This window comes from Amycolatopsis melonis (assembly GCF_040064235.1).
Classification (GTDB): domain Bacteria; phylum Actinomycetota; class Actinomycetes; order Mycobacteriales; family Pseudonocardiaceae; genus Amycolatopsis; species Amycolatopsis melonis.
The window spans coordinates 168,604-191,510 of record NZ_JBDZYD010000014.1 but is presented as its reverse complement, the minus strand read 5'-3'; the positions used below and the strand labels follow the sequence as shown (position 1 = coordinate 191,510).

Below are 22,907 nucleotides of genomic sequence, written 5' to 3'. Positions count from 1 at the left end.
GGCAGCAGCGGGGCAAGGCAACAGCGGGGCAAGGCAACAGCGGGGCAAGGCAACAGCGGGGCAAGGCAGCAGCGGGGCAAGGCAGCAGCGGGGCAAGGCAGCAGCGGGGCAAGGCAGCAGCGGGGCAAGGCAACAGCAGCCCCGTCAGCCAAGTGTCTTGCACGCCGCCTTGAGGTCCGCGACGAAGGCCGCGTACGCCTCGTCGCGGTCCGGGGCTCGCAGGACCGCCGACGGGTGGACCGTCGCCACCGCGGACGGCACCAGCTCGGCCACGTCCTCCGGCGGCTCGACCGGCTCGCCGCGGTGGGCCGTGAGCCGGAACTTCGGGCCCAGCAGGGACTGCGCCGCCGTCGCGCCCAGCAGCAGGACCAGGTCCGGGCGGACCGCGCGCAGCTCCGCCAGCAGCCACGGGCGGCACGCCACGACCTCCGTGCGGCCCGGTTTCTGGTGGATGCGGCGCTTGCCGCGCTCGTCGCGCTTGAACTTGAAGTGCTTGACCGCGTTCGTCACGTACAGCGCCGACCGGTCGAAGCCTGCCTCCTCGAACGCGCGGTCCAGGAGCTTGCCGGCGGGGCCGACGAACGGCTCGCCCGCCACGTCCTCCTTGTCGCCCGGCTGCTCGCCGACGACCAGGATCCGCGCCTCCGCCGTGCCTTCGCCGAAGACGGTCTGCGTCGCGTCCTTGTACAACGGGCAGCCGTGGCAGCCGGACGCCGCCGACCGCAGGCGGTCGAGGTCGGTGGTGTCCGGCGGCTCGGCACCGCGGGAATCCGGCATGTGCTCCGAAATTCCCCGCGCGGCCCACGGGTAAACGTGCCCGTCGCGGGTAGCCGGACTGCAGAGGCACCAGAACGGAAGGAGTACACGATGACCACCGCACGCGACATCATGACGGCGGACGCGACGTGCGCCCGGGCTTCGGACACCGTGCACGACGCCGCGGTCACCATGGCGCAGAAGCAGGTGGGGGCGCTGCCGATCTGTGGTGAGGACAACCGGCTGAAGGGCATGCTGACCGACCGCGACATCGTCGTGAAGGTGCTCGCCGAGGGCAAGGACCCGCGCGCGGTCCACGTCGGCGAGCTGGCACAGGGCGAGGCCGTGACGATCGGGGCCGACGACGACGCCGAAGAGATCCTGCGCACCATGACCGAGCACCGCGTGCGCCGGCTCCCGGTGATCGACGGGCACGACCTGGTCGGCATCGTCGCGCAGGCCGACGTCGCCCGTGCCCTGTCGAACCCGAAGGCGGGCGAGCTGGTGGAAGCCCTGTCCTACGACTGATGACGCCCAGCAGGGGCACGATCGAGGCGGCCCGCCTCGCCCTGGACACCGCCGAAGCGTTGCGGACCAGGCGAGGCGGGCCGCCTGCGAGACAGGCGAACTCAGTGCGGCGCCACCGGGGGAGCCGCGCCGTCCTCAGTGGACTGGTGAGCCGACTCTGTGCGCGCGATGTGCCAGGCCACGAGCGAGCCCGCGCCCACCGTGCCCCAGAGTACGAGCGCGGCGTCGCGCGCGAACAGGCCGACGACCAGCATCACCACCGCCGTCACGTCGCAGAGCACGAGCAGCAGTGTCCATCCCCGCGCCTCGCGCGACGGCCGACCGCTGAGGGCGGCGGCGAACTCGGGATCGCTCGCCCGCAGCTCGGCTTCGATCTCGCGCAGGGCGTGGCGTTCTCGCTCCGGAAGCATCGGATCCTCCTCGCCTCGGCTTACCGGGGAGATACCCGCTCCGCACCGTCTCCAAGCAGGGAAAGTCAGTGGTTGTCGCGCGGGATGCCCTTGGTCGCCGCGATCCGCTGGTACGCCACCGCCGGCCGCAGCACCATCCCGTCGCAGAGCTGGTCGACCATCGACCGCTGGATCTCCTGCCACGGCGTCTGCGACTCGGGCACCGGGTAGCCACCCGCCTCGGCCAGTTCCTTGCGCCGCAGCGCCAGTTCCTCGTCCGGGATCAGGACGTCCGCCGTCCCGGCGGCGAGGTCGATCCGCACCCGGTCGCCGGTCCGCAGCACGGCGAGACCGCCGCCCGCCGCGGCTTCGGGGGAGGCGTTGAGGATCGACGGCGACCCGGACGTGCCCGACTGGCGGCCGTCGCCGAGGCAGGGCAGCTCGTGGATGCCGCGCTTGATCAGCGCCGCCGGTGGCCGCATGTTGACCACCTCCGCCGAGCCCGGGTAGCCGAGCGGGCCGGTGCCGCGCATGACCAGCAGCGAGTGCTCGTCGACGCCGAGGTCCGGGTCGTCGATGCGGGCGTGGTAGTCCTCCGGGCCGTCGAACACGACGGCGGTGCCCTCGTAGACGCCGCCGCCGAGGTAGCGCCGCCGGAACTCCGGGGAGATGACGCTGGACTTCATGATCGCCGCGTCGAAGAGGTTGCCCTTGAGCACGAGGAACCCGGCGTCGGGCAGCAGCGCGGTGTCGAACGTGCGGATGACGTCCCGGTCGGTGGCTTCGGCGTCGCGGCAGTTCTCGCCGAGCGTGCGGCCGTTGACCGTGCGCGCGTCCTCGTGGATCAGCCCGTGCCGCATCAGCTCGTGCACCACGGCCGGGACACCGCCGGCACGGTGGAACTCCTCGCCGAGGTACTTGCCTGCCGGCTGCAGGTCGACCAGCAGCGGCACGGCGTGGCCGACCCGCTGCCAGTCCTCCAGCGGCAGGTCGACACCGACGTGGCGGGCGATGGCGCCGATGTGGATGGGCGCGTTGGTCGAGCCGCCGATCGCCGAGCTGACCACGATGGCGTTCTCGAACGCCTCGCGCGTCAGGACGTCCGACGGCTTGAGGTCCTCGCGCACCATCTCGACGATCCGCAGCCCGGTGCCATACGCCATCCGCGCCCGGTCGCGGTGCGGCGCCGGGATGGCCGCGCAGCCGGGCAGGCTCATCCCGAGTGCCTCGGCGAGCGCGTTCATCGTCGAGGCGGTGCCCATGGTGTTGCAGTGCCCTGGCGACGGCGCGGACGAGGCGACCAGCTCCATGAACCCGGCGTCGTCGATCTCGCCCGCGGCGAGCAGCTCACGCGCCTTCCAGATGATGGTCCCGGACCCGGTGCGCTCGCCGTTGAACCAGCCGTTGAGCATCGGGCCGCCGGACAGCACGATGGCCGGGATGTCGACGGTCGCGGCGGCCATCAGGCACGCGGGCGTCGTCTTGTCGCAGCCGGTGGTGAGCACGACGCCGTCGATGGGGTAGCCGTAGAGCGTCTCGACCAGGCCGAGGTAGGCGAGGTTCCGGTCGAGGGCGGCGGTCGGGCGCTTGCCGGTCTCCTGGATCGGGTGGACGGGGAACTCGATCGCGATGCCACCGGCCTCCCGGATGCCCTCGCGGGTCCGGTCGGCGAGCTGGAGGTGGTGGCGGTTGCACGGGGTGAGGTCGGAGCCGGTCTGCGCGATCCCGATGATCGGCTTGCCGGACTGCAGCTCCTCGCGGGTCAGGCCCCAGTTCATGTACCGCTCGAGGTAGAGGGCGGTCATGCCGGGGTCGGCGGGGTTGTTGAACCAGGCTTCGCTGCGCAGTCCCATACCGGCCAGTCTGGCAACACGGCCCGCCGGATGCACCCCTCCCGCGGAAAGCCGTGAATGGCACACTGACGGACGCTACGTCCCTCAATGTGCCATTCACGGACTTGGCCGGGGTGGCTCAGCCGAGGCCGTTGAGGCCGATCACCCCGGCGTACCAGTGCGCGCTGCGCTTCGGCGTCCGGCGCTGGGTCTCGTAGTCCACGTGGACCAGGCCGAACCGCTTCGCGTACCCCTCAGCCCACTCGAAGTTGTCCAGCAGGGACCAGTAGAAGTACCCGCGCAGGTCGACGCCCGCCTGGATCGCGTCGTGGGCCGCCCGCAGGTGGGAGTCCAGGAACGCCACCCGGTCGGTGTCGATGATGTCGCCGCCGTCGCCGATGACGTCGGGGTAGGCCGCGCCGTTCTCGGTGATGTACAGCGGCACCGGCCGGTAGCCGCGGTGGACCTGCAGCAGCGACTCCGTCAGCCCCGCCGGCTGGACCTCCCAGCCCGAGTCCGTGCGGGGAGCGGCCGGGTCCGGGACGAAGTGGACGTGGCCGGCGCCGACCCACTCCGGGCCCGCCGGCTCGCTGCCCGGCACCGGACGGCCCGCGACGCGGTAGTCGCGGTAGTAGTTCACGCCCAGCCAGTCGACGTGCGCGGCGATGACCGCGGCGTCCTCGTCGCGGACGACCGAGCCCAGCCCGAACGGCTCCAGGTCGGCGACCAGGTCGTCCGGGTAGCCGCCGCGCAGCACCGGGTCGAGGAACAGCCGGTTCTGCAGCCCGTCGATGCGCCGGGCCGCGTCCACGTCGGAGGCGTTCGCCGGGTCGTGCGGCGCGACCGGGTACAGGTTCAGCGTGACGCCCGCCTGGCTGTTCGGGGCGTGCCGCCGGATGACGTCCATCGCCAGGCCGTGGCCCAGCAGCAGGTGGTGGGTCGCGGCGACGGCGGCCGCGTGGTCGGTGCGGCCCGGGGCGTGGATGCCGCCCGCGTAGCCCAGCATCGCCGCGCACCACGGCTCGTTCAGCGTCGACCAGCTGGCCACGCGGTCACCGAGCCGCTCCAGCGCCGTCTCGGCGTACTCGGCGAACCGGTACGCGGTGTCCCGCGACGTCCAGCCGCCCTTGTCCTCCAGCGCCTGCGGCAGGTCCCAGTGGTAGAGCGTGCCCCACGGCTGGATCCCGGCTTCCAGCAGGCAGTCGACCAGGCGGTCGTAGAACGCCAGCCCGGCGGCGTTCGGCGCGCCGCCGTCCGGCCGCACCCGCGGCCAGGCCAGCGAGAAGCGGTAGGCGCCGAGGCCGAGCCGCCGCATCAGGGCGACGTCCTCGCTGTAGCGGCGGTAGTGGTCGGCCGCCGGTTCGCCGTTGTCGCCGCCCCGGACCGCACCCGGGCGGCGGGCGAAGACGTCCCAGACCGAATCGGTGCGCCCGTCGGCCGTCGTGGCTCCTTCCACCTGGAACGCCGCGGTGGCGGCGCCCCAGACGAAGCCAGGCGGGAACATCAACGCGGTCTCCGCCCGAACGCTGTCGGGATGTACGGACATGTTCACCCTTTCACGGCACCTTGCATGATCCCGGCCACGATCTGGCGGCCGAGGAGGACGAAGACGATGAGGATCGGGATGGTGGCCAGGGTCGTGCCGGCCAGCACCAGGGAGTAATCGACGTAGTAGCCGCTCTGCAGCTTTTCCAGAGCCACCTGGACGGTGGGGTTGCCCGCGTCCAGGACCACCAGCGGCCACAGGAAGTCGTTCCAGGACATCATGAACGTGAACATCGCGAGGATCGCCGCGGCCGGGCGCACGGCGGGCAGGCAGACGTTCCAGAAGATCCGGATCATGCTGCAGCCGTCGACGCGCGCGGCCTCGATGAGCTCGTACGGCAGAGCGTCCACTGTGTACTGACGCATCCAGAACACACCGAACGCGGTGACCAGGTTCGGCACGATCACCGCCGTCAGGCTGCCCGCCCAGCCCAGTTCCGACATCGCGATGAACAGCGGGATGATGCCGAGCTGGGTGGGCACCGCCAGCGTGACGACGATGAACACGAACAGCCCGTTGCGGCCACGGAACCGCAGTTTCGCGAAGGCGAACCCGGCCAGCGAGGAGAACAGCACCGTCGTCAGCGTCACCGTGCCGGACACGATGACGCTGTTGGCCAGTGCCTTCCAGAACGGCACGGTGTCGAACACCCGGGCGGCGTTGGCGAAGAAGTTGCCACCCGGCAGGAACGGCGGGATCCGCTGGCCGAGCATCGCGTTGTCCCGGCTGGCCACCAGGAACGACCAGTAGAACGGGAACAGCGAACCGAGCACGAAGATCGCCAGCACGACGTAGGTCGCCTTGCGTGGCTTGCCGAGCGTGGCGACGCTCTTGCGCAGTCCACTCTGGAGTGTGGTCATTTCTTCTTCACCGCCGGGGTACGGGCGATCCGGCCGGTGAGGAAGAAGTTCACCAGCGCGATGAGCACGATGATCACGAACAGCACCCAGGCGATCGCCGAGGCGTAGCCGAGGCTGGCGTTCTGGAACGCCGTCTGGTACAGGTACAGCGTCACGGTCTGGAACTGGTTGGTCGAACCGCCGTTGTTGGACCCCGGCTGGGCGTCGAACAGCTTCGGCTCGGTGAAGATCTGCAGGCCGCCGATCGTCGAGGTGATGGTGACGAAGATCAGCGTGGGCTTGAGCAGCGGCAGGGTGACGTTGAAGAACCGGCGCCACATGCCCGCGCCGTCGATCAGCGCCGCCTCGTGCAGCTCCTTGGGGATGGCCTGCATGGCCGCCAGCACGATCAGGGCGTTGTAGCCCGTCCAGCGCCAGTTGACCATGATCGCGATCGCCACGTGGCTGCCGAACCGGCTGGCCTGCCAGTCGACCGGGTCCAGCCCGAGGGTCTGCAGCACGCCGTTGACCAGCCCGTACTTCGGGCCGAACAGGTTGGCGAAGATGATGCCGATGGCGACCAGGCTGGCCGCGTACGGCAGCAGGATGCCGACCCGCCAGCCCGTCGCCCCGCGCAGCCGGGCACCGAGCAGCGCCGCCAGCATCACCGCGATGATGATCTGCGGGACACTGGACAGCAGGAAGATGCTGACCGTGTTGGTCAGCGCGTTCCAGAACTGCGAGTCGGAGAACAGCTCCTTGTAGTTGTCGAGGCCGATGAAGTCGGGCTCGTCGTCGCCCGCCTTCCACTTGAACAACGACACGTAGGCGGTGTAGATCAGCGGGAACAGCCCGACGATCCCGAAGACGATGAAGAACGGCGCGATGTAGAGGTACGGCGAGACCTTGACGTCCCACCGGCTCAACCGGTGACGGAAGGTGGGCCGGGGAGACACTCGCTCCCCGGCCTTACTCCCTTCTGGCGCGACCTTGTCGAGGACGGTCATCGGTTCAGCGCGTGATCTTCTTCGCGGCGTCGACGAGCTGCTGCCAGGCTTCCGCCGCCGGCTTGCCCTGCTCGACCGCCTGCAGGGCCGGCATGGTCGCGTTCTCCTGGATCTGGCCGTCGCCCGGGCCCTTGTACTGCGGCTTCTGGACCTTCTTGGCCTGCTCGGCGAACAGCTCGCCGACCTTCGTGCCGCCGAAGTAGTCGTCGGTCTTGCTCAGCAGCGCGGGGTCGGTGAGCGCCTTGACCTGGCTCGGGAAGGTGCCCTTGGCCTGGAACGCCTTGATCTGCTGCTCCGGGGCGGTCAGCCAGGCCGCGAGCTCGGCGGCCTCCTTCGGGTGCTTCGACTGGGTCGGGACGGTCAGGTACGAGCCGCCCCAGTTGCCGCCGCCGCCGGGGAAGGCCGCGGTGACCGCCCACTTGCCGGCGTTCGCCGGGCCCGCGTGCTCCTTGATGACACCGAGCATCCAGGCCGGGCACACCTTCGTGGCGAAGGCGCCCTGCGCGAAGCCGGTGTTCCACTCGTTGCTGAACGCGGTGAGCTTGGCCGACTCGCCCTTGGCGACCGCGTCGGTGACCTTGGCCCAGGCGTCCTTGATGCCCTGGTTGTTCTCGACGGCGAGCTTGTCGTCGGTGTTGATGTAGCCCTCGGGCAGCTGGTTGACCATGGCGTTGAAGTTCTGCGCGGCCGAGTCGAACCAGGCCTTGCCGTTCGACTTCTTCACGAAGTCGGCGCCGGCGGCGAAGTAGCTGTCCCAGGTGGCGAACAGCGGCTTGACGGCCTCGGGGTCGTCAGGCAGGCCGGCGGCCTTGAACATGTCCTTGCGGTAGCACATGGCCAGCGGGCCGATGTCGGTGCCGTAGCCGATGACCTTGCCGTCCTTGGTCTTGGCGGCGTCGTACTTCCAGGGCAGCCAGCGGTCCGGGGTGACGTCGGACGGGCCGATCTTGCTCAGGTCGTTGAACTTCGAGCCCTTGTCCAGGACGTCGGACAGGTGGCCCTCCTCGACCGCGGTCACGTCGGCCAGGCCCGAGCCCGCGGCCAGCTTGGTGATCAGGTCCTCGTGGTAGGGGCCGCCCTGCCCGGTCTTGCGGTGGGTGATCTTGATGTTGGGGTGCAGCCGCTCGTATTCCGGGAGAAGGGCCTCGTAGCCGAACTCGGTGAAGGTCGCCAGCGTCAGCTCGACGTGCTCGTTCGGGGCCGCCGCGGCCGGCGTCTGCTGCTGGTCACCGCCCCCGCTGCACGCCGAGGCGCCGAGCGCCGTCATCGTGATGCCCAGTGCCAGGACCAGGCCGTTCCGCATCGTTCTCACGTGTCCAACCACCTTGTTGACGGGAATGAGCGCTCTCACTGCTGGGAGCCTATCTGGGAGCGCTCCCAGGTGTGGCAGAGTCTGCTGGGGGCCCCCACCGGTGTCAAGGGTTCGTAACCGGAGCGTTTCCTGCGAGGAGCGCTCCCGGACATCGCCCTGCGTGACCGTTAAGCTGTCGACGTCCGGGTGGTTGTGGTGAGCGAGGGCGGTGCCGTGGGGCCTCGAGCAGGGGATGAAGAACGGCCGACGCTGGAGGACGTCGCGGCGTTCGCCGGGGTGTCACGGTCGACGGCGTCGCGGGCGTTGAACGACGACGCGTACGTCAGCGCGGCGGCGCGCGAGAAGGTCCTGACCGCCGCGCGCGACCTGGGGTATTCCCCGAACCAGGCGGCGCGGTCGCTGGTCACGCGCCGTACCGGTGCGGTCGCGGTGGTGCTGTCGGAGCCGGAGGACCTGCTCCTCGACCACTACCGCACCGCCGTCATGAAGGCCGGCTACCGGGAGCTGGCCGACGTCGGCCGCCAGATGGTGCTGATCTTCAGCGACACGCGCGAGGACCTGAGCAAGACCGTCCGGTTCCTCGAGGGCGGGCACGTCGACGGCGCGCTCGTCTTCGCCCCGCACCGCGCCGACCCGCTGCCCAAGGCACTGCGCCTGCTGCGCATCCCGGTGGTGTTCGGCGGCCAGGCGGCCGGCATCCGCCGCGGCGTCCACGTCGTCGACTTCGACAACGAGGGTGGCGCCCGGCTGGCTGTCGAGCACCTGGTCGCGTCCGGACGGCGGCGGATCGCCACGGTCGCGGGCCCGCAGGACCAGAGCGCCCCGATAGACCGGCTCGCCGGCTGGCGCAAGACCCTGCTCAACGCCGGCCTCGACCCGGCCGACCTGGCCGAAGAGGCCGACTTCACGCTGTCTGGAGGTGCGAACGCGATGTCCGCGCTGCTGTCCCGCCACCCGGACCTCGACGCGGTGTTCGTCGCGAGCGACATGATGGCGGTGGGAGCACTGCGCACCCTCGACGCGGCGGGCCGCCGCATCCCGGAGGACGTGGCGGTGGTCAGCTTCGACGACAACGCGACCCTCGCCCCGGCCATGGACCCGCCCCTGACGTCGGTCCACCAGGACCCCCGCGAGCAGGTCCACGCGATGGTGGAGACCCTCATGCAGCTGCTGGCCGACCAGAACCTGAAGCCGCGGCAGCAGATCCTCCCGGTCTCCCTGACGGTCCGCGCCTCCAGCTGACCCGCGTGTCGACTCCCTGATCACGCGTGTCGACCCTTCCGTCCCCGCGGGACGGCCGGGCCCCGCGGGACGAAAGGCCGACACGCGTGATTGAAGGGTCGACTCGCGTGATTGAAGGGTCGACACGCGTGTCTGGAGGGTCGACACGCGTGTCTGGAGGGTCGACTCGCGTACCTGGAGGGTCGGTTCGCGTACTTGGAGGGTCGACTCGCGTGCCTGGAGGGTCGGCTCGTGTGTCCGGAGGGCATCGCGCGTGATTGGAGGGACATCGCGCGTGATTGGAGGGGCATCGCGTGTGTCTGGAGGGGCATCTTGCGTGATCCGGGAGGCATCGGCGTGATGCCCCGCGAATCACGCGTGATGCCCCTTCCCGCACGTGTGATGCCCGGCTGAACACGGCTGAATCCCGAATGAAACGTTCAGTACCCGGGTTCACCCGGACCGTCGACGCGGGGTGCCCCGGTGGGTGGGAGCGTTCCCGTTCAGATGTACGCGGTTGGCGCTAAACGGCGTTCTCTCGATACTCACCGTGTCCATGTGGCTGGGCTGAACGGGTGACGGAGCCACTTTCGTGTGGGTCCGTTCAGGAGTGTTCAGCAGGCAGTCGTTCGCCGCCCGCGCAGGTGTGACGTCCGTGGCCGCGGTGTCCTTCTGACTCGATTCTTTACATCCAGGTTTCCCGCTGGCTACCGTCTGCGTTCTGGAAGCGCTCCCAGACCGCTGGCTCCCCATGGACAAAGGAGTTCCGCAGCCATGCGTTCCTCTCCTCGAAAACGCGCCCGCACGCTGGCACTGGCCTCGGCCGTGCTGGCCGCCGCGGGCGCGGTGGTCGCTCCACCCCCGGCGCTCGGCGCCGATATCGCCTGTTCGGTCACCTACACCACCAATGACTGGGACACCGGGTTCACCGCGAACGTGTCGCTGCGCAACGACGGTGCGCCGCTGGACAGCTGGAAGGTCGGCTGGACGTTCCTGGACGGTCAGAAGGTCCAGCAGGGCTGGAGCGCCAGCTTCGCCCAGAACGGCCCCGCGGTGACCGCGTCGAACCTCTCTTACAACGGTCATCTGGACACGGGTGCGAGCACGTCGTTCGGGTTCAACGGCTCGAAGGGCTCGGCCAACCGCCCACCCACAGACTTTTCCGTGAACGGCACCGCGTGCACGGGTGCGAACAAGGCGCCGACGGTCACGCTGACTTCGCCGTCGTCGACGGGGACGTATTACGCGCCGGCGACGATTCCGTTGGCGGCGACGGCGGCGGACAGTGACGGCACGGTGAGCAAGGTCGAGTTCTATGCCGGGGACACGTTGCTGGCGACGGACACGGCGGCGCCGTTCGAGGGCAGCTGGGGCAATGTTCCGGCGGGGACGTATGCGATCACGGCGAAGGCGTATGACAACAAGGGCGCGAGCGCCACGTCGTCGCCGGTGAGTGTGAAGGTGCTGTCGGGGCCGACGATTGTGGCGTCTCCGGCGACGGCGCAGGTCAAGCAGGGCGGCACGACGACGTTCGCGGTGTCGCTGGCGGGTGCGCCGTCGGCGCCGGTGACGGTGGCGGTGGCGCGGACGGCGGGCAGCACGGATCTGACGGCGAGCCCGGTGAGCCTGACGTTCACGACGTCGAACTGGAACGTGCCGCAGAACGTCACGGTGACCAGCGCGGACAACGGGGGTGCGCTGGGTTCCGCGACCTTCACCGCGTCCAGTAGCGGGTACACGGCGGCGACGGTGACGGTGAACGAGATTTCGTCGTCGACGTCGGATTATCAGCTGGCGTTCCTGACGCAGTACAACAAGATCAAGGATCCGAACAACGGGTATTTCCGGAAGTTCGGGAACATCCTGGTGCCGTACCACTCGATCGAGACGTTGATCGTGGAGGCGCCGGATCACGGGCACGAGACGACGTCGGAGGCGTTCAGCTACTACTTGTGGCTGGAGGCGTCCTACGGGCGGGTGACCGGGGACTGGGCTCCGTTCAACCAGGCGTGGACCTCGATCGAGACGTACGCGATCCCGTCCGCGGCCGACCAGCCGACCAACAGCGGGTACAACGCGAGCAAGCCCGCCACCTACGCGGCGGAGTACCCGAGCCCGAAGTCCTACCCGTCGCCGTTGCAGACCAACGTCTCCGTCGGCAGCGACCCGATCGCGGCGGAACTGAAGGCCGCGTACGGCAACCCGGACGTCTACGGCATGCACTGGCTGCTGGACGTGGACAACATCTACAAGTTCGGGCACTGCGAGGACGGGACGAACACGGCGCCGGCGTTCATCAACACCTTCCAGCGCGGCTCGCAGGAGTCGGTCTGGGAAACGGTGACCCAGCCGAGCTGTGACCTGATGAAGTTCGGTGGCAAGAACGGGTACCTCGACCTGTTCACCGGTGACTCCTCCTACGCGAAGCAGTGGAAGTACACCGACGCCCCCGACGCGGACGCCCGGGTCGTGCAGGTGGCCTTCCAGGCCCAGAAGTGGGCGCAGGCGCAGGGCAAGAGTGCCGACATCGCCGCGGTGGTCAAGAAGGCGTCGAAGATGGGCGACTACCTGCGGTACTCGCTGTTCGACAAGTACTTCAAGAAGATCGGCAACTGCGTCGGCGCGGCGAGCTGCCCGGCCGGTACCGGCAAGGACAGCGAGCACTACCTCATCTCGTGGTACTACGCGTGGGGTGGCTCGGCCGACACGTCCAGCGCGTGGGCGTGGCGGATCGGGGACGGCGCGGCGCACCAGGGTTACCAGAACCCGCTGGCGGCGTACGCCCTGTCGGCGGACCCGGGCCTGAAGGTCACCTCGGCGACCGGCGCGAGCGACTGGGCGACCAGCCTCGGCCGTCAGCTGGAGTTCCTGCAGTGGCTGCAGTCGTCCGAAGGCGCTCTCGCCGGTGGTGCGACGAACAGCTGGGACGGCCAGTACGGCACGCCGCCCGCGGGCACGCCGACGTTCTACGGGATGTTCTACGACTGGCAGCCGGTCTGGCACGACCCGCCGAGCAACCAGTGGTTCGGTTTCCAGACCTGGGGCATGGAGCGGATCGCCGAGTACTACCAGGCGACCAAGGACGCCCGGGCGAAGAAGATCCTCGACAAGTGGGTTCCGTGGGCCATCGCCAACACCACGGTCGGCGCGGGCGGCAGCTTCCAGATCCCGTCCGACCTGACCTGGAGCGGCGCGCCGGACACCTGGAACGCCACCAGCCCCGGCGCGAACACCGGCCTGCACGTCGCGGTGAAGAACTTCAGCCAGGACGTCGGGGTCGCGGCCTCGCTGGCCAAGACGCTGCTGTACTACGCGTCGGGGTCCGGCAACGCCCAGGCGAAGACGGTGGGTGAGCAGCTGCTGAACGCCCTGTCGGCCAACACCGACGCCAAGGGCATCGCGGTGCCGGAGACCCGGTCGGACTACGACCGGTTCGACGACAAGTACAACGCGAGCACCGACCAGGGGCTGTACATCCCGTCGGGCTGGACGGGCACCATGCCCAACGGCGACCCGATCAACGCGAACTCCACGTTCCTGTCGATCCGGTCCTTCTACAAGAACGACCCGCAGTGGCCGAAGGTCCAGGCCTATCTGGACGGCGGCGCCGCGCCGACGTTCACCTACCACCGGTTCTGGGCGCAGTCGGAGATCGCCACGGCGTTCGCCGCGCACGTGGACCTGTTCGGCTGAGAGGCACGCAATGAAGCGACTGCTCGCCTTGGTGGTCGCCGCACTGGCCGGGGGCGCCGTTCTGACGGCGTCCCCGGCCACCGCGGCCCCGCCGGCCACGCAAGCCGCAGCCGGGACCGGCACCGGGTTCTGGCACGCCAGTGGCTCCCAGCTGGTCGACGCGACCGGCACGCCGGTCCGGATGACCGGGATCAACTGGTTCGGCGCGGAGACGGCCAACTACTCGCCGCACGGCCTGTGGAGCCGCAACTACAAGGACATGCTGGACCAGATGGCCGGCCTCGGCTACAACACGCTGCGGCTGCCGTACTCGAACCAGCTGTTCGACGCCGGCTCCAAGCCGGTCAGCATCGACCAGGTGGCGAACCCGGACCTGCAGGGCCTGTCCGGCCTGCAGGTGCTGGACAAGATCGTCGCCTACGCCGGCACGAAGGGCATGCGCGTGCTCCTCGACCGGCACCGGCCGGACGCGGGCGCGCAGTCCCCGCTCTGGTACACCGGCGCGTACTCCGAAAGCCGGTGGATCTCCGACTGGACGATGCTGGCCCAGCACTACAAGGGCAACCCCACGGTGATCGGCGCCGACCTGCACAACGAACCGCACTCCATCCAGGGTGGCGGCGGGGCGTGCTGGGGCTGCGGCGACACCGCGACCGACTGGCGGCTCGCCGCCGAGCGGGCAGGCAACGCCGTGCTGGCGGCCAACCCGGACTGGCTGATCGTGGTCGAAGGCGTCGACTGCGTCAGCGGCACCGGCGACCCGCAGTGCGGCTGGTGGGGTGGCAACCTGTCCGGGGCGAAGCAGTTCCCGGTGCGACTGTCCAAACCGGACAAGCTGGTGTACTCGGCGCACGAGTACGCGACGTCGGTGTTCGCCCAGAAGTGGTTCTCCGATCCGGCGTTCCCGGCGAACCTGCCCGCGCTGTGGGACCACTTCTTCGGCTACCTCCAGAAGCAGAACATCGCGCCGGTGCTGCTCGGCGAGTTCGGCACCACGCTCGCCGACCCGCGCGACAAGGTGTGGCTGCAGGAGCTGATGAAGTACACCGGCACCGGGCCGACCGGGATGAGCTTCACGTACTGGTCGTGGAACCCGAACTCCGGGGACACCGGCGGCATCCTCAACGACGACTGGACCACGGTCAACCAGGCCAAGCAGGCGATCCTGCAGCCGTACCTGATCCCGCCGTCGGGATCGGGCGGCGGCACGGGCGACCCGCCGCCGCCCGCGGGGTGTGCGGTCACCTACCACGTCGACAACACCTGGCAAGGCGGCTTCACCGCCACCGTGACGTTGAAGAACACGGCGTCGGCGGCGCTGAAGAACTGGGCGCTCGGCTGGACCGTCCCGGCCGGCACGCAGATCACCGGCGGCTGGAACGCGACGGTCACCCAGACCGGCTCGCAGGCCACCGCCAAGGCCCCCGCCTGGGCACCCGACCTGGCCGCCGGCGCCTCGGTGGCGATCGGCATCCAGGCCACCGGTGCCGCGACCGGCACCCCCAGCGGTTTCGCCGTCGGCGCGACCGCGTGCACCACCTGATCCACACCGAAACACGAAGGAGCGCACTCGATGAAGAGTGATTTCTGGTCCGCCAAGAGGAAGTCACGGCTCGCCGTGGCGTCCTCGGTGACGGCCGGGGCCGTCGTGGCCGGCCTGCTGGTGGCCGGCGGCAGCCCCGCCGGCGCCGCCGCCGGCTGCAAGGTCGCCTACACGGTCAACCAGTGGGACACCGGCTTCACCGCCAACATCACCGTGACCAACCTGGGCGACCCGATCACGTCCGGCTGGAACCTGGAATGGAACTTCGGGGGCAACCAGCAGGTGCAGCAGGGCTGGAGCGCCACGTTCAGCCAGTCCGGCAAGCACGTCAGCGCGAAGAACCCGTCGTGGAGCGGGTCGATCGGCGCGAACGGCACGGCCAGCTTCGGCTTCAACGGCTCGTACTCGGGCACGAACGACATCCCGGCGTCGTTCACGCTCAACGGGGTCACGTGTGACGGCACCACCGGCCCGACCACGACCCCGACGACGCCCACCACGCTGACCACCTCGCCGACCACGTCCACCTCGACGAGCGTCCCGACGACCACGACCACGCCGACCCAGCCGGGCACGCACGTGGAGAACCCGTACGCCGGGGCGAAGGGCTACGTGAACCCGGACTGGTCGGGTCAGGTGAGCGCGGCCGCCGCGGCCAAGGGCGGCACGCTCGGCGCCCAGATGGCCAAGGTGGCCAACACCTCGACCGCGGTGTGGCTGGACCGGATCGCGGCGATCACCGGGACCGCGGACTCGCGCGGCCTGCGCGGGCACCTCGACGCGGCGCTGGCCCAGTCGACCGGCGGCACGCCGGTGACCATCCAGATCGTCGTGTACGACCTGCCGAACCGCGACTGCGCGGCGCTGGCGTCCAACGGTGAGCTGCAGGTCGCCCAGAACGGCCTGGCCCGGTACAAGAGCGAGTACATCGACCCGATCGCGTCGATCATGGCCGACCCGAAGTACGCGCCGCTGCGGATCGTGGCGGTCGTCGAGCCGGACTCGCTGCCCAACCTGATCACCAACACCTCGACGCCCAAGTGCGCGGAGGCACAGTCGAGCGGGGCGTACGTCCAGGGCATCCAGTACGCGCTGAACAAGCTGCACGCGATTCCCAACGTGTACAACTACCTGGACATCGCGCACTCGGCGTGGCTGGGCTGGGACAGCAACTTCGGCCCGTTCGTCAACCTGGTCAAGCAGATGCTCCAGGGCACCACGGCCGGGGTGAACAGCGTCGACGGGTTCATCAGCGACACGGCGAACTACACCCCGCTGACCGAGCCGAACCTGCCGGACCCGAGCCTGACGATCGGTGGCCAGCAGCTGAAGTCGGCGAAGTTCTACCAGTGGAACCCGTACTTCGCCGAGGTGCCGTTCGCCACGGCGATGTACAACGCGTTCGTCGCGGCGGGCCTGCCGAGCGGAATCGGCATGCTGGTCGACACCTCCCGCAACGGCTGGGGCGGCGCGGCCCGGCCCACCGGCGCCTCGGGGTCCACTGTGGACGCCTACGTCGACTCGGGCCGGATCGACCGGCGCCTGCACCGCGGCAACTGGTGCAACCAGAGCGGGGCGGGCCTGGGCGTGCGGCCCACGGCGTCCCCGGCGGCGCACTTCGACGCGTACGTGTGGATCAAGCCGCCGGGCGAGTCCGACGGCGCGAGCCAGCAGATCCCCAACGACGAAGGCAAGGGCGCGGACCCGATGTGCGACCCGACCTTCCACGGCAGTGAGCAGGCCAACGGCGGCAACCTGACCGGTGCGCTGCCGAACGCCCCGCTGTCCGGCAAGTGGTTCGAGGCCCAGTTCGAGCAGCTGGTCCAGAACGCCTACCCGCCGGTGCAGTGAGAATTCCCGGGCCGGGCGGTGCAGCGCAGCCGCCGTCCGGCCCGGGGTCCAACCCGGACCGCGATCCCGTGGGGAATCGAGGTCCAAGCGGAAGCCGATCCGGCCCCGGCCCGTCGTGGGCCGGGGCCGGACCTTCTCGTCACCCGTCGCGGGCGGAGGAGTGAAGCATGCCGGTCACGTTGCCTGGTTCCGTCGTGCCGCCTGTCTCAGGGGACGACGCGGTGTACGCCGAGGATGACCTGCTGCCAAACCGGGGTGGGGTTGGTGCTTTGTTCGGCCGATCGTTGGGCGGGTGAAGCATGCCGGTCACGTTGCCCGGTTCCGTCGTGCCGCCTGTCTCAGGGGACGACGCGGTGTACGCCGAGGATGACCTGCTGCCAGACCGCGGCCGGGTCGGCGCCCTGCTCGACCGAGCGCAGTGCGGGCGCGATCACCGTCTCCTGGATCTTGCCGTCGCCCGGGCCCTTGTACTGGGGCTTGCCGACCTTGCGGGCCTGTGCGGCGAACACCTGCCCGATCAGCGCGCCGCCGAAGTAGCTGTTCATCTCGCTGAGCAGGTCGGGGGAGGTGAACGCGTCGACCTGGCTGGGGAAGTTGCCGCTGACCCGGAACGCGTGCAGCTGCTGCTCCGGCGCGGTCAGCCAGGCCGCGAGCGCGGCGGCCTCCTTCTGGTGCGGGCTGGAGGACGGCACCGTGAGGTACGAGCCGCCCCAGTTGCCGCCGCCGTCGGGGAACGTGTCGGTGATGGCCCACTTGCCCGCGTTGCCGATCCCGGCTTCCTGCTCGATGATCCCGAGCATCCACGACGGGCAGACCTTGGTCGCGAAGGCCCCGGTGCGCAGGCCGGCGTTGCCGTCTTCGGCGAAGGCGGTGAGCCCGGCCGACTGTCCCTGCTTCACCGCGCCGGTGACCTGGTCCCACGCGTCCTTCAGCGCGGCGTTCGTCTCCAGCGTCGAGTGGTCGTCGCGGTCGAGGTAGCCGACCGGGAGCTGGTTGACCATGGCGTTGAACGTCTGCGCCGAGGAGTCGAACCACGCCTTGCCGTGCGAGCGCTTGACGTACCGGTCGCCTGCCTTGAAGTAGCTGTCCCAGGTGGCGAACATGGTCTTCACCGAGCCGGGGTCGGTGGGCAGCCCGGCCGCTTCGAGCAGGTCCTTGCGGTAGCACATGGCGAGCGGGCCGATGTCGGTGCCGTAGCCGACGAGCTTGCCGTCCTTGCTGCGGCCCGCTTCGTACTTCCACTCCAGCCAGCGGCCGGGCTTGACGTCGGCGGGGCCGATCTTGGCCAGGTCGGCGAACTTGTCGGAGTGGGCCAGCACGTCGGCGAGGTGACCCTCCTCGACGGCCTGGATGTCGGCCAGCTGCTCGCCCTTCTCCAGTTTCGAGAGCAGGTCCTGGTGGTACGGTCCGCCCTGCTCGGCGCGGACCAGGCGGACGGTGATCCCGGGATGGGTGAACTCGTAGCCGGGGAGCAGGTCGTCGTAGCCGAACTGCCCGAACGTCGCCAGCGTGAGCGTCATCTTCTCCGGCGTGTCCGGCCCGCACGCACCGGTCAGGGCCACGGCGACGGTGGCGGCGGCACAGGCCAGCCGTCTTCGGATCTGTCTCATCGGCGAGCCCTCCCCGGTAGCGGAGCACTCCCCGCAGGTTGGGAGCGCTCCCGGGAGGGAGTCTCGTTCCGGGCCATCCGGGTGTCAAGATGGGCGACTGCGGGTGTCCGGGCGGACACGCACCGCGTGCCCGGGCCTGTGAGGTGCGACGAAGGGGTGCGATGAAGCGTCCGACGATCACCGACATCGCCCGGGAGGCGGGCGTCTCCAAGGGCGCGGTCTCCTACGCGCTCAACGGCCGCCCCGGCGTCTCCGAAGCGACCCGGCAGCGGATCACCGAAATCGCCCGCGAGCTGGGCTGGGCACCGAGCAGCACCGCGCGGGCGCTGTCCGGTGGGCGGGCGGGCGCGATCGGCCTGGTGCTCGACCGGCCGCCGGACGTCCTCGGCGCGGAGCCGTTCCTGACGGCGTTGCTCGAGGGACTCGGCCCGGCGTCGCTGCTGCTGCAGGTGGTGCCGGACCTCGACGCGGAGCTGGCGGTGCACCGCCGCTGGCGCGGCGAGCGGAAGGTCGACGGCGTGCTGCTGGCCGGTCCGGGGTGCGCGGCCGAGCTGCCCGGCATCGGGCTGCCCGCGGTGGTGCTCGGCGGGCCGCTGGACCACCCGGGCGTCCCGTCGGTGTGGGTCGACGACGGCGTGGCGGCGGCCGAGATGCTCGAGTACCTGGCCGCGCTCGGGCACCGCCGCGTGGTCCGGATCGCCGGCCAGGCGGCGTTCGCCCACCCGCGGGCCCGCGCGGAGGCGTTCACCGCGGCGGCGGGCAGGCTGGGCCTTTCGGCGGGGACCGTCCACACAGGACGGACCGCCGAGGCGGGACCCGGCGTGACCCAACGAGTCCTGACCGGACCCCGGCCGCCGACGGCACTGGTGTGCGACACGGACGTCCTGGCGGTGGCGGCACTGGCGGCGGCCCGCGAACTCGGCCTGGCGGTGCCGGGCGACGTGTCGGTGGTGTCCTGGGAGGACTCACCGCTGTGCCGCCTGGTCCGCCCGGCCCTGTCGGCGGTCCGCCGCCCGCTCGCGGAACTGGGCAGCCTCGCGGCCGCGATGGTGCGCGATCTGGTGGCGGGGGAGGAGGTCACCGACGTGTGCGCCTCCCGGCCGCGCCTGGTGACGCGGGGGAGTACGGGGCCGGCCCGCTCCTGAGCCCGGCACTGGAAAGGGTCCGCGCCCCATTGTGGCATGGGTTTCGCCCAACGCCACATGGGGGCGCACTCCTCTGTCCACAACGGACGGTCAGCTGCCCTGGCAGGTCGGGGACGGCTGGGCCGGGCTGGTGCCCGTTGCGTTCACCACCAGGCCGAACGTCGTCTCGCCGTCCGCGGGTATCCGGCCGTTCCAGTCCGCGTTGCGGACCGTCACCACCGAGCCCGACTGGCTCAGCGTGCCGTTCCAGACGCTCGCCACCGTCTGGCCCGCGGGCAGGGTCCAGCCCGCCTGCCAGCTGGTGTACGCCGTCGTCCCGTGGTTCATCACTGTCACCGTTGCCTGGTAGCCGCCGTTCCATGTGCTGGTGATCGCGTACATCGCCATGCACGATCCGCCCGTCGGGGGCGGGCCCGTCGGGGTCGTCGAGGTCGGCGGCGGGGTGCTCGGGTCCTTCACGCCGGTGACCTCGCCGTGCCCGCCGTCGAACGTCACGTCCGAGCAGCCGTAGAACGTCTCGGCGCTGTCGGAGCGCTTCCACACCGAATAGATGATGTGGCGGCCGGTCTTGTTCGACGGCAGCGCGCCGCTCCACTTGTACTGGCCGTCCACCGTGCCGACCTGGCCGGTCACCGGCGGGTGGTCGATCGTCAGGAACGGCTGGTCCTCCAGCGAGTCCCAGGTGAGCGGCTGGTTCGGGTTCCAGCCGTCCTTGGTGACGTACGTGTAGAACCAGCCGGGGTGGGCAGCCCACGCGTTGTACGAGAAGTCGAACGTCGCGCCGGCGGTGAGGTGGGTCAGCGGCCAGTCGCCGACCCCGTCGAAGCCCGCGTAGTTCGGGTTCCCGCCCGAGCACAGCTTCCCGTCCGGGATGAACCCGCGCGTGCGCCCGGCCCCGTCGGAGCGCAGCACCCCGAACCAGTTATACAGCGAGTTGGCGCCGCTGACGTTCACCGCGGCCGCGCAGGCCGGGTTCTGCGGCTTGATCTCGCCGGTCGAGGTGAGCCCGTCCCGCCAGCACAGGAAGGTCCGGCTGCCCGGTTTCATCATGGCGCCGTGCGCCTCGGCCGTGCCGGTGTTCAGCAGGACGGTGGTCAGGCTCGCCAGCAGCACGGTGACGGCGGCGAGAATGATACTTCGTCTCCTGGTCACGTCAGTCCCTTCGTCGGGTAGCGTGCGTCGAAGACTGGAAGCGCTCTCACATTCAGGGTACGCGGTGCCGGTCACTTCCGGAACAGCCCGCGGTGAGCGCGGTGGGTGCCTTGGCCTACCTTGGCGAGGTCGTCGATCACCGAGAAAGGGACAGCGTGGACAGTCCGTCATCGGTACCCGCCTGGGTGCGGGCCGAACCCGCCCGGCTGCTCGGTTTCGCAGCCCGCGCGGCGCACCCCGGCGGCGGGTTCGCCTGGCTCGACGACGCCGGGCACCCGGTGCTCGACCGGCCCGTCGAAACCTGGATCACCTGCCGCATGACGCACGTCTTCGCGCTGGCGGCCCTGCAGGGAACCGACGCGGGCGAGCAGGTCGCCCACGGCGTCGAGGCGCTGAAGGGCCTGCTGCGCGATCCGGAGCACGGCGGCTGGTACGCGTCGACAACGTTGTCGGACAAGCGTGCCTACGAGCACGCGTTCGTCGTCCTGGCGGCGGCGAGCGCGGCGGCGGCAGGCGCCGGTGGCGCGGAGCCGCTGCTGGCCGAGGCCCTCGACGTCGTCGAGCGCCGGTTCTGGGAGCCGGGCCCCGGCCTGGTGGCCGACGTCTGGGACCGCGGGTGGACGCGGCTGGAGGACTACCGCGGCGCCAACGCGAACATGCACACCGTCGAGGCGTTCCTGGCCGCCGCCGACGTCACCGGCGACGGCGTCTGGGCGGCGCGTGCGTTGTCCATTGTGGACAAGCTGGTGCACGGCGAGGCCCGCGCGCACGGCTGGCTGCTGCCGGAGCACTACGACCCGCAGTGGCGGGTGCGCCCGGAGTTCAACCGCGCCGAGCCCGCCCACCCGTTCCGCCCGTTCGGCGCGACGATCGGGCACCTCTTCGAGTGGGCCCGGCTGGTGGTCCACCTGAAGCGTGCCCTCGGCGAGGGCGCCCCGGACTGGCTCCTGCCCGACGCCCGTGCCCTGTTCGCGGCGGCGGACCGCACCGGCTGGGCGGTCGACGGCCACCCGGGCTTCGTCTACACCACGGACTTCGCCGGGACGCCGGTGGTGCGCACCCGCCTGCACTGGGTCGTGGCGGAGGCGATCGCCGCCGCGTGGACCCTGCACCAGGAGACGGGCGACCCGGCGTACCTCGAGCGGTTCACGGCCTGGTGCGACCACGCGCAGCGGTGCTTCGTGGACGCCGAACTCGGATCGTGGCACCACGAACTCGATCCGCGGAACCGTCCGGCCGCGACGGTGTGGGCGGGCAAGCCGGACATCTACCACGCCTACCAGGCGACGCTGCTGCCGTCCCTGCCGCCGGCGGCGTCGTTCGCGGGCGCGCTCCGGCCCGCACACTGAACTCCCGAGACCCTTCCCAGACAAGGAGAACCATGTCGCCTTACGTCGCCGCCGGAGACCGGTACGCGGGCATGCCCTACCGGCGGGCCGGGCGCAGCGGGCTGAAGCTGCCCGCCGTGTCGCTCGGGCTGTGGCACAACTTCGGGGACGACAAGCCCCTCGACGTCCAGCGGGCCGTGCTGCGCCGGGCGTTCGACCTCGGTGTCACGCACTTCGACCTGGCCAACAACTACGGCCCGCCGCCGGGCGCGGCCGAGGTCAACTTCGGGCGGCACTTCGCCGCCGACTTCCGGCCCCACCGCGACGAGATCCTGGTGTCGTCCAAGGCCGGGTACCTGATGTGGGACGGCCCGTACGGCGAATGGGGCTCGCGCAAGAACCTGCTCGCCAGCCTCGACCAGAGCCTCGCGCGCACCGGCCTGGATTATTTCGACATCTTCTACTCGCACCGCCCGGACCCGGAGACGCCGATCGAGGAGACGGTGGGTGCCCTCGACACCGCGGTCCGGTCCGGGAAGGCGCTCTACGCGGGCATCTCCAACTACTCTGCCGAGCAGACGGCCGCCGCCGTCGCCGCGCTGAAGGACCTCGGCACGCCGCTGCTGATCCACCAGCCGCGGTACTCGATGCTGGACCGCTGGGTCGAGGACGGCCTGCTCGACACCCTCGACGAGCACGGCGTTGGCTCGATCGCCTACTCGCCGCTGAGCCAGGGCCTGCTGACCGACCGCTACCTCGACGGCGTCCCCGAGGGTTCGCGGGCAGCGGGCGCGAGCCCGTTCCTCACCCGCGACCGCATCACCGAGGACACGCTGGCAACGGTCCGCGCGCTGAACGACGTCGCGAAGCGGCGCGGGCAGACGCTGGCGCAGCTGGCCATCGCGTGGGTCCTGCGCCGCGGCCGGGTGACGTCGGCGCTGATCGGGGCCAGCAGCGTCGCGCAGCTGGAGAACACCGTCGCCGCCACCGCGAACCTCGACTTCGCCGACGAGGAACTGGCCGAAATCGACCGCATCCTGGGCCGCTGACGGGTACCTGCCGCCGGTCCGCGGTCGTGGGGGGGGGGGCGGGGGGCGCCCCCCCGTAGAAACCCCCCCCAACCCCCCCCCCCCCCCCCCCCCCCCCCCCCCCCCC

Annotated in this window: 17 protein-coding genes; 8 read left to right on the top strand and 9 right to left on the bottom strand. The window is 70.5% G+C overall.

Annotated elements, in window-relative coordinates; translation table 11 throughout:
- Positions 1–144: 144 nt before the first annotated feature.
- Positions 145–777: a UdgX family uracil-DNA binding protein gene (locus ABJI51_RS33890; RefSeq protein WP_348955165.1), complete on the bottom strand. Its 633-nt coding sequence runs from the start codon at positions 775–777 to the stop codon at positions 145–147.
- Positions 778–867: 90 nt separating this feature from the next.
- Here ABJI51_RS33890 and ABJI51_RS33885 point away from each other — a divergent pair, with 90 nt between their 5' ends.
- On the top strand, positions 868–1,284 hold the full coding sequence (locus tag ABJI51_RS33885) for a CBS domain-containing protein (RefSeq protein WP_348955164.1): 417 nt from the start codon (positions 868–870) through the stop codon (positions 1,282–1,284).
- Positions 1,285–1,385: 101 nt separating this feature from the next.
- Here the strand turns inward: ABJI51_RS33885 and ABJI51_RS33880 are convergent, their stop codons facing one another.
- From ABJI51_RS33880 to ABJI51_RS33855, 6 genes are all read right to left on the bottom strand, one after another.
- Positions 1,386–1,694 (bottom strand): DUF3040 domain-containing protein, encoded by a 309-nt coding sequence (locus ABJI51_RS33880; protein WP_348955163.1) that lies wholly within the window; start codon positions 1,692–1,694, stop codon positions 1,386–1,388.
- A 65-nt stretch (positions 1,695–1,759) separates the two neighbouring features.
- On the bottom strand, positions 1,760–3,526 hold the full coding sequence (locus ABJI51_RS33875) for an IlvD/Edd family dehydratase (RefSeq protein WP_348955162.1): 1,767 nt from the start codon (positions 3,524–3,526) through the stop codon (positions 1,760–1,762).
- 118 nt (positions 3,527–3,644) lie between these two features.
- Positions 3,645–5,051 (bottom strand): GH1 family beta-glucosidase, encoded by a 1,407-nt coding sequence (locus tag ABJI51_RS33870; RefSeq protein ID WP_431605687.1) that lies wholly within the window; start codon positions 5,049–5,051, stop codon positions 3,645–3,647.
- A gap of 2 nt (positions 5,052–5,053) precedes the next feature.
- The gene (locus ABJI51_RS33865; protein ID WP_348955160.1) at positions 5,054–5,911 is read right to left on the bottom strand and encodes a carbohydrate ABC transporter permease; all 858 of its coding nucleotides are present in this window, start codon (positions 5,909–5,911) and stop codon (positions 5,054–5,056) included.
- Positions 5,908–6,897 carry a carbohydrate ABC transporter permease gene (locus tag ABJI51_RS33860; protein WP_348955159.1) on the bottom strand — a complete coding sequence of 330 codons (990 nt, stop codon included), beginning with the start codon at positions 6,895–6,897 and terminating at the stop codon, positions 5,908–5,910. The genes ABJI51_RS33865 and ABJI51_RS33860 overlap by 4 nt, the downstream gene beginning before the upstream one ends.
- A gap of 4 nt (positions 6,898–6,901) precedes the next feature.
- Positions 6,902–8,209, bottom strand: a complete 1,308-nt coding sequence (locus tag ABJI51_RS33855) for an ABC transporter substrate-binding protein (RefSeq protein ID WP_348955158.1) — start codon at positions 8,207–8,209, stop codon at positions 6,902–6,904.
- A gap of 249 nt (positions 8,210–8,458) precedes the next feature.
- Here ABJI51_RS33855 and ABJI51_RS33850 point away from each other — a divergent pair, with 249 nt between their 5' ends.
- From ABJI51_RS33850 to ABJI51_RS33835, 4 genes are all read left to right on the top strand, one after another.
- A complete protein-coding gene (locus ABJI51_RS33850) occupies positions 8,459–9,451 on the top strand; it encodes a LacI family DNA-binding transcriptional regulator (protein ID WP_348955323.1) in 993 nt (330 codons plus the stop codon).
- Positions 9,452–10,204: 753 nt separating this feature from the next.
- Complete coding sequence (locus tag ABJI51_RS33845) at positions 10,205–13,123, top strand: glycoside hydrolase family 48 protein (RefSeq protein ID WP_348955157.1); 2,919 nt, start codon at positions 10,205–10,207, stop codon at positions 13,121–13,123.
- Positions 13,124–13,133: 10 nt separating this feature from the next.
- A complete protein-coding gene (locus ABJI51_RS33840) occupies positions 13,134–14,666 on the top strand; it encodes a cellulase family glycosylhydrolase (protein ID WP_348955156.1) in 1,533 nt (510 codons plus the stop codon).
- Between the two features lie 30 nt (positions 14,667–14,696).
- A complete protein-coding gene (locus tag ABJI51_RS33835; protein WP_348955155.1) occupies positions 14,697–16,517 on the top strand; it encodes a glycoside hydrolase family 6 protein in 1,821 nt (606 codons plus the stop codon).
- A 338-nt stretch (positions 16,518–16,855) separates the two neighbouring features.
- On the opposite strand, the gene ABJI51_RS33830 is transcribed toward ABJI51_RS33835, so the two are convergent.
- On the bottom strand, positions 16,856–18,127 hold the full coding sequence (locus ABJI51_RS33830; protein ID WP_348955154.1) for an ABC transporter substrate-binding protein: 1,272 nt from the start codon (positions 18,125–18,127) through the stop codon (positions 16,856–16,858).
- 161 nt (positions 18,128–18,288) lie between these two features.
- Between ABJI51_RS33830 and ABJI51_RS33825 the strand changes: the two genes are divergently transcribed.
- The gene (locus tag ABJI51_RS33825; RefSeq protein WP_348955153.1) at positions 18,289–19,272 is read left to right on the top strand and encodes a LacI family DNA-binding transcriptional regulator; all 984 of its coding nucleotides are present in this window, start codon (positions 18,289–18,291) and stop codon (positions 19,270–19,272) included.
- A gap of 90 nt (positions 19,273–19,362) precedes the next feature.
- Here the strand turns inward: ABJI51_RS33825 and ABJI51_RS33820 are convergent, their stop codons facing one another.
- Positions 19,363–20,424, bottom strand: a complete 1,062-nt coding sequence (locus tag ABJI51_RS33820; RefSeq protein WP_348955152.1) for a lytic polysaccharide monooxygenase — start codon at positions 20,422–20,424, stop codon at positions 19,363–19,365.
- 155 nt (positions 20,425–20,579) lie between these two features.
- On the opposite strand from ABJI51_RS33820, the gene ABJI51_RS33815 reads away from it, so the two are divergent.
- Positions 20,580–21,773, top strand: a complete 1,194-nt coding sequence (locus ABJI51_RS33815; protein ID WP_348955151.1) for an AGE family epimerase/isomerase — start codon at positions 20,580–20,582, stop codon at positions 21,771–21,773.
- Positions 21,774–21,805: 32 nt separating this feature from the next.
- Positions 21,806–22,801 carry an aldo/keto reductase gene (locus ABJI51_RS33810; protein ID WP_348955150.1) on the top strand — a complete coding sequence of 332 codons (996 nt, stop codon included), beginning with the start codon at positions 21,806–21,808 and terminating at the stop codon, positions 22,799–22,801.
- Positions 22,802–22,907: the final 106 nt, after the last annotated feature.

Excerpts from the sequence above, each read along its gene's own strand:
- ABJI51_RS33835 (WP_348955155.1), top strand. The coding sequence starts at position 14,697 with ATGAAGAGTGATTTCTGGTCCGCCAAGAGGAAGTCACGGCTCGCCGTG.
- ABJI51_RS33830 (WP_348955154.1), bottom strand. The coding sequence starts at position 18,127 with ATGAGACAGATCCGAAGACGGCTGGCCTGTGCCGCCGCCACCGTCGCC.
- ABJI51_RS33885 (WP_348955164.1), top strand. The coding sequence starts at position 868 with ATGACCACCGCACGCGACATCATGACGGCGGACGCGACGTGCGCCCGG.
- ABJI51_RS33870 (WP_431605687.1), bottom strand. The coding sequence starts at position 5,051 with ATGTCCGTACATCCCGACAGCGTTCGGGCGGAGACCGCGTTGATGTTC.
- ABJI51_RS33875 (WP_348955162.1), bottom strand. The coding sequence starts at position 3,526 with ATGGGACTGCGCAGCGAAGCCTGGTTCAACAACCCCGCCGACCCCGGC.
- ABJI51_RS33880 (WP_348955163.1), bottom strand. The coding sequence starts at position 1,694 with ATGCTTCCGGAGCGAGAACGCCACGCCCTGCGCGAGATCGAAGCCGAG.
- ABJI51_RS33845 (WP_348955157.1), top strand. The coding sequence starts at position 10,205 with ATGCGTTCCTCTCCTCGAAAACGCGCCCGCACGCTGGCACTGGCCTCG.
- ABJI51_RS33860 (WP_348955159.1), bottom strand. The coding sequence starts at position 6,897 with ATGACCGTCCTCGACAAGGTCGCGCCAGAAGGGAGTAAGGCCGGGGAG.
- ABJI51_RS33840 (WP_348955156.1), top strand. The coding sequence starts at position 13,134 with ATGAAGCGACTGCTCGCCTTGGTGGTCGCCGCACTGGCCGGGGGCGCC.
- ABJI51_RS33865 (WP_348955160.1), bottom strand. The coding sequence starts at position 5,911 with ATGACCACACTCCAGAGTGGACTGCGCAAGAGCGTCGCCACGCTCGGC.
- ABJI51_RS33825 (WP_348955153.1), top strand. The coding sequence starts at position 18,289 with ATGAAGCGTCCGACGATCACCGACATCGCCCGGGAGGCGGGCGTCTCC.
- ABJI51_RS33890 (WP_348955165.1), bottom strand. The coding sequence starts at position 777 with ATGCCGGATTCCCGCGGTGCCGAGCCGCCGGACACCACCGACCTCGAC.
- ABJI51_RS33810 (WP_348955150.1), top strand. The coding sequence starts at position 21,806 with ATGTCGCCTTACGTCGCCGCCGGAGACCGGTACGCGGGCATGCCCTAC.